This window comes from Chryseobacterium sp. 27AL, assembly GCF_057815395.1.
Window position 1 is genome coordinate 1,267,305 of record NZ_JBYRIW010000001.1, and the last position, 7,120, is coordinate 1,274,424.

Here is a 7,120-nt window from a genome sequence, read left to right on the forward strand (position 1 = left end):
ACTGGATATTTTCCGGTTGCAAAGGCTGAACTTCGTTCGTAAACCTTCAGTTTATGTTCAGCAAATGAGTATTAAATCTGATTAAAATTAAATCTCTCTTTACTAATTAAGCCAATATCTGATCTTGATACGAAAATGAATACAAAAGACAACTATCCTAGCCCGGATTGAAACGACATCCTTTTGGGTTGCGGGCGGAGCGGAGCCCGTAACCCAAAAGATATAGTGGAAAGCCGGAAAAAGCTCCTGATCAGGCTGGAGTGTTTTACGAGTTTAAGAGTGTGAGAGCTTTAGAGTTTTTATGAGTCGATCAGAAAAAATATTCAATAATTTCGTACCATATTGCAGAAGTGAAAATTCCAATGATAATACTGAAACCTATCGTGAGGTTGGTCAGTTTTGTATTGAGTCTGAACTGTTCGGCAATGATACTGGAGGTAAGAACGGTAGGCATGGCAGCTTCAAAAATGGTGATTCTGGCAATATCTCCTTTTATGCCAATTAAAAGTGCAAAAGCAAGCGTGATGACCGGCGCCAGAATGAGTTTGTACAGCATTGAAACAGACATTTGGGGAATCAGCTTTTTCCACCCGTTGAATTTCAATTGTAATCCCACTGAAAACAGCGCCAACGGACTTACGGTAGCCGCAAGTTTGTCAAAAACCGGTTCTGCCCAACTGAAATCAATAAACTGAGATAGCGCTAATGCCGAAATGCAGCCTATGAGCGGAGGAAAAGTGATCAGTCTTTTCAGGATAAATTTTGCACTTACTTTTCCTGACGTGCTTCCGCCTTTTACAGCCGCAATAATTCCCAGTGTGGACAATGCAAAAAACATAGTCTGATCACAGATCACGGCAATGCTCAATAAACGTTCCCCATAAAAAGCAGAAACCAGCGGAAAACCGATAAATGAAGTATTGCTGTAACTGCTTATCAGTTCCATCGTACTCCTTGACCGTCTGGAATAGCCTTTTGCCTTGCTGTAAAACATAATAAACAGAAACCCGAAAACCGATATCATAAAAGTCGCTACGATCGGAAAAAGCATTTCGACCGTCCAGTTGATGTAGGGAAGATATTTGAAAGATACCGCGGGAAGTGCCAGATACAGAATCCAGGTATTGATTCCTTTATGGGCATCCGGATGGATAGATTTTGTTGCTTTTAGAACCATTCCCGCTACAATACAAACCGCAATCAGAACAAAATTTATCATAATTCGAAATTATGATGCAAATTTACGGATTCATTGCCTCCCAAAGACTCATTACCTCAATTTTTTCCAACGGTTTTGATAGTTTAATTCTCTTTGAAGTTCCGGGAAGTAAATCGAAAAAATTGTCACTGAAATGGGTATCGCCAATTAAATAAACATCTTTCGCCAACACATCCGTAGAAACTTCAATTTCTGTAGCAGAGATTTTCCTGATCTGAATATTTGGTTTTGGAAGCTTTAAATCTTTCGGTTTTGAAAAGAAATAATTGCTTTCCGTAATGATGTTATCTTTTTCGTCTTTTAACATTAAATGTAAAAAAAGTTCATTCCTGTCTTCATCTCCAATGATTTCTTCCAGTAAAAAAGAATCAAAATTTAATATTCCGTTGGATTCCAAGGTTTTGATTTCTGCCGTTCCTCCTGAACCTTTTTTCTCACCATTAAGTTTTAGAATATCAAAATCTAACGATACGTTCCCGAATGTTTTCAACTCATCGTTAATCACATAAAAGTCTAAAACCTCATCTTTCTCTTCCGGCAAAATTATCTGATTTTCAAAGCTTCTTTTTATCTGATAATGCAACGCTTTCCAGTTTCCAAGGTAATCAATCGACGACCATGAAACGACAGGCCAGCAATCATTCAGCTGCCAGTACAGCGTTCCCATATTGTAAGGTTTTGCGCGGCGGTGAGCTTCAATCGCAATCTGCATTCCGCGTGCCTGAAGGAGTTGGGAAACATAATTGTATTTCACAAAATCTGTCGGAACTGTATAATCCCGTTTCATATAATTGTCGATAATTTCCCAGCCTCTGGCGTGTTTTTCGTGTGCTTTGATAGTTGCATTCTGTAAACTCAAATCCGGTTTTCCCGAAAACATTGACTTTGTAGTTTCTAAGGTTGGCATTCCCTGAAAACCATATTCAGATGCAAACCGCGGAACTTTTTCGTTATATATTTCAAACGGCTGTTCGCCCCACCAAACGCCCCAGTAATGGGAATCTCCCTCGGTTAAACTTTCCTTATGTCCCCACCCGATGGATGGTGAACTTGGCCAGTAAATATTTTTATCATTTACAGCATATTTTTTAATGGCATTCGGAATGACTTCATGAAAAATTTTGTTATAATCTTTCCAAACCTGCAACGAGTCTTCTTTTGAATATTTAAATTGCTTTTGATATCCCCAGTTGACAATCGCTTCATCGACTTCATTATTTCCGCACCATAAAGCTAATGACGCATAATTCTGGAGTCTTTCCACCTGATCTTTAACTTCCAATTCAACATTTTTCTGAAAGTTTTCATCAGCCGGATAAAAGCTTCCCGCAAACATAAAATCCTGCCAAACCAAAATCCCATTTTCATCGCAGGCTTTGTAGAATTCATCATCTTCATAAATTCCGCCGCCCCAAACACGGATCATATTCATATTGGCATCTTTACAGTCTTTAATGAGCTTTTGATACTTTTCTCTTGTCATTCTCGGTGAAAAACTGTCACCAGGAATCCAGTTTGTTCCTTTGGCGTACATTGCTTTTCCATTTACCTTGAAATAAAAAGACTTTCCTTTTGCATCTTTTTCCTGAATTAATTCAACCGTTCTCAATCCGATTCGTTCTGACTTTTCATCGATGTTTTTTGAGTTTTTTTGTAAAGAAATTTTAAAATCATATAAATTTTGTTTTCCCCATCCATTCGGCTGCCAAAGTTTCGGATTGTTGATCTGATAAGGAATTGATAAAGTATTTAATCCTTGTTTTAAAGTAAATTCCTGAGATTTACCATTGACTGAAACTTTATATTTCCCTTCTTCATCAACAAAAATTTCCGGATAAATATTTAAATCCGCTCTTGTTGACGTTGGTTTTTTCTGTTCAATTTTAATATTTTCGAGTTTCGCCTGGTTCCAATATTCCAGTTTTACATCTTTCCAGATTCCTGCTGTTACTAATCTCGGGCCCCAGTCCCAACCGAACTGATATTGTGCTTTTCTCACAAAACTTCTTGGTGATTCCGGTACGGTAAAAGAAACTTTTTGTGCTAATTCTTTTCCGACATTTACAGAAGATTTGAATTTAATTTGTAGAAGATTTTCACCGGTTTTTACATATTGCTTAACTGGAATTGTCCACTTTCGGAACATATTATCTGTCTTTTTCAACAGTTTTCCATTTAAATAAATTTCAGAAAACGTATCTAAACCCAGAAATATCAGATCAATATTTTGGTTCTGCAGTTCTTTTGATGACATGATGAATTTCGTCTGATAATCCCAGTCTTCATTTTCTATCCACTGTACTTTTTTCTCGTTTTCATCTTTATACGGATCCAGAATCACGTTGTTTTTCATTAAATCCAAATGAACAGTTCCCGGCACTGTAGCGGACATCCATTTTGTTTCTTTTGCATTTTTAAATTGCCATTTTTCAGACGATAAATTCCGTTCAGAAAGCTGTGCATTAATGAAAAGCTGAATACATAAGAAGGAGAAAAGTAAAATTTTGTTCATTATAATGGGTTTATCAATCCCGGAGTTCCTTTAAATACATCAAACCTGCTTAAACAGATTTATCATAAAAACCGAACTCACGCTACATCAATTAAAAATATAAAATTAATGATTATCTTCCGCTTCTCACTACTCTTTATTTCATGTCTGAATTTTCAAAAGAAATGTGGCTGAGCTTGTCGAAGTCACCTTTTAGTTGGAGAGTTGGAGGGTTATAGAATATAAGAGTTTAGACGGTATGGATATTGAAATTCCCGACGAACGATAAAAGTTCTCCTACTAAAAGGTGGCTGAGGAAACTCGAAGCCACCAGCCCTTCCAAAGTAAAGCGGTCCTTCGACTCCGCTCAGGCTCCGCCATTCGACAACCCCGACGTTCCGCAGGAATATCCACACACACTAAGACGCTGAAACCCTCATACTCTAAAAGCCTCCAATCCTCATACACTGGCCCACACTTTTGTCATCCGTAGGAATCTCGGCATTGTTGGTAGTATTGGATGGAAAGATTCATGCTTAGATCCTTTCAGGATGACAAGGTACGCGATGGCTGCCATTGAATGGTGGCTGAGGCGACTCGAAGCTACCAATCCTTAAAGTATAATGCGGGCCTTCGAGAACCTCAGGCCCCGCCAGCCGACTACTTTTTGTCGCTTCGTAGAATATCCATACTCATTATACTCTAAAATTCTCGCTCCAACTCTAAAACACTATAACGCGACGGTGGCTGAGCGGAGCCGAAGCCACATTCCTCAAAGCCACAAAAAAACTCCGGCCGGGAAAGATTTCCCAACCGGAGTAACACACTGATGAAAATACCCACCTTTACGATGGAATGATGGACTCTTACACTGATGAGCCTTACTTTGGTACTATATTACCTCCGTACGGTCAACACCCCCACACTCGGGCGGTCAACACACCCTTGACCGAGCGGTCAACGCACCCTTGATCGGGCGGTCAACACGGTGTTGACTGTAGCGCTTCCTTTTCTCTTACACCACAGTCAGTACTTTATCAAGGGTAGCCGTTCGAACTTCTTTCAAAAGAGCGCCTTGCGTGAACTGCGTCACCACTTCCAGATTATAGGTTCCCGCAGCCAATGCAGGGATCACTACCATGAGTTCAGAAGGATTGTTGGTGACAATATCACTTTGCTCTACTTTGGTTCTTCCCTGTGTTGAAGTTTCTACAAAATAGATCCCTACCGAAGAATCTTCGCCGGCGACTTTGATCTTGCTTCCGACAATCTTCAGGTTTCTGCCTGGCGTAAGCAGATCATTCACCGAACCACTCTTCACATCCGTTACCTGTAAGATAACGGCAGAAGATTCTGCCACACCAAGAATATTAACCTCAATATTAGGAATCTCTGCCCTAAGCTTTTCTCCCTGGTTAAACTGGAAAATAATACTGTGTTTGTCTTTGTTAAAAGTCTCCGACGGGCTATCAAATACACCTCTAATAGTTGTGCTTGCCGTAAAGTAACCAGTATTTACGGAAAAGCCATCGCAAAGCTGGTAGGCCATTTCTTTCAGGAAGAGCTCAGTTGCATGTTCCATTGCCGAAGAGGAAACATCTGCACCGCCACGGCTGGCAGCGGCTTCACAGATCTGCTTTACAGAAAGCGAACGCTCGCTTGCGGTGCGGGCAATGAAATCATTGGGATTGTCTTTGGTTAACGTGTTATCGTAGAGATACGCTTTGATTTTGTGGAGAATGTTTGCCATTGTTGTTTGTTTTAATTGGTTGTTAAATTGTTATTATAAACCCTAACGGGGTCTCAACCCTGTTAGGGTTAGGATTAATTAATGTAGTTATTGTCGTATTGCTGGCGTGATGCTCGCACCAACAGGGGGACATGATCACTAATTTGATAGTTTTACCACTGAGAAAATAACATTTTTAATATTATAAGTCATCCCATAACTGCAACCACAGTTTTGATAGGAAACTTTTATTGTAGTACCGGCCGTCAGATATAATACGATCGTTCCACCGTAATTTTCTCCTGAATTGGCTCCCCCTTGCCAAGTTGAAGTATTACTAATTAACTTATAAAAATTTCCAGCAACCGACACTCCAGCAGCATGAGAAAAAACCGTATTAGCTGAGTAAATTACAGTTTCGGACAATGCAAACTGATAGGTACCGTCAGAAGGCACTGTATAAGTATTAGTGGTAGAGTTCCAGTTGCCATCACTAATTTGAATAACTTGTGTATTTAAATTTGCAATCCCACTATATTCATATGTTAACTGATTAGTATTTGACTTAAGTACTAAATTAGTTGAAGGAATAAATGCTGAATTAGAGCTAGTGGCCAGCTTTCCCCATCCAGAACCATTCCAAATATACATGTAGTTAGCTTCAACAGCATTTGCACCTGTCGTAGTGGCGGTATTATATACTATAAGTCCATTTGCTGGTGTAGCTACTGTAGCCTGATCTATTGTGCTGGTTAATGCTACTCTAGGAATTAATAATCCTTTATTACTAGCTGTAATATCCAAAGCTGCGCTTGCATTCGGGCTGCTTGTTCCAATTCCGACTTGCCCATTATCTTTTACAACGAAGTCTGCTCCTGCTGCTCTGGCTGTCCCATCTGCTTTGGTTCCCAATTTTACAAGACCATTGGCGGTATCATTGATCCAGGCATCATTGGTGTTATCACTGGCAGTAGGGGCCCAGGCTGTTCCGTTCCAACCCAGTACCTGTCCTGAAGAGGCAGACATCTGGTTAAGCTTTGAAGCTGTTACCGCACCATCTGCTATTTTAGCAGAAGTTACGGCGTTAGCTGCTATTGTTGTGGTATTGCTGTTGGCAGAGGCTGTTACATCTCCTGATAGAGCAGTTCTCTCAAAACTGGTTCCGTTTAGGTTAATAGAGGCAGAACCGGTATAAGTTGTATTAGTATCAGTATCCGCAGCAGGTTCCCAGGCACTTGTGGTGGTATTGTATTTCAATACCTGTCCGTTGGTAGGTGCAGTCGCTGATAATGTTTTGCCCTTTAGCTTGTCAACACTGGTTACTCCTGCATTGGTAATGGTAACGTCTCCTGTCGGACTTACGGCCGTGGCCACATTTGAGGCATTCCCCACTAAGATGTTTCCGTTGTTCAGGGTAGTACTTATTCCATTGGCAGTAGGGGCCCAGGCTGTTCCGTTCCAACCCAGTACCTGTCCTGAAGTGGCGGACATCTGGTTAAGCTTTGAAGCTGTTACTGCACCATCTGCTATTTTAGAAGAAGTTACGGCGTTAGCTGCAATGGTAGGGGCAGCAACAGGTCCTGCTAAATCTCCTGCCAGTTGTATAATTCCTTTTGTCATTGCCGTAGCATCATTCGCTGAAAAGGAAGTTCCTGTCAGGGTGAGTCCGGTTCCGGCGGTA

At 40.5% G+C, this 7,120-nt stretch carries 3 protein-coding genes and 1 pseudogene; all 4 read right to left on the reverse strand.

The window, feature by feature from the left end; all coding sequences use genetic code 11:
• Positions 1 to 310: 310 nt before the first annotated feature.
• The gene (locus AC3WV0_RS05505; RefSeq protein ID WP_488844674.1) at positions 311 to 1,219 is read right to left on the reverse strand and encodes an AEC family transporter; all 909 of its coding nucleotides are present in this window, start codon (positions 1,217 to 1,219) and stop codon (positions 311 to 313) included.
• 22 nt (positions 1,220 to 1,241) lie between these two features.
• Positions 1,242 to 3,731 (reverse strand): beta-mannosidase, encoded by a 2,490-nt coding sequence (locus AC3WV0_RS05510; RefSeq protein ID WP_488844676.1) that lies wholly within the window; start codon positions 3,729 to 3,731, stop codon positions 1,242 to 1,244.
• Positions 3,732 to 4,725: 994 nt separating this feature from the next.
• Complete coding sequence (locus AC3WV0_RS05515; RefSeq protein WP_488844678.1) at positions 4,726 to 5,460, reverse strand: DNA-binding domain-containing protein; 735 nt, start codon at positions 5,458 to 5,460, stop codon at positions 4,726 to 4,728.
• 138 nt (positions 5,461 to 5,598) lie between these two features.
• A pseudogene (locus tag AC3WV0_RS05520) lies at positions 5,599 to 7,120 on the reverse strand (hypothetical protein); the annotation flags it as partial.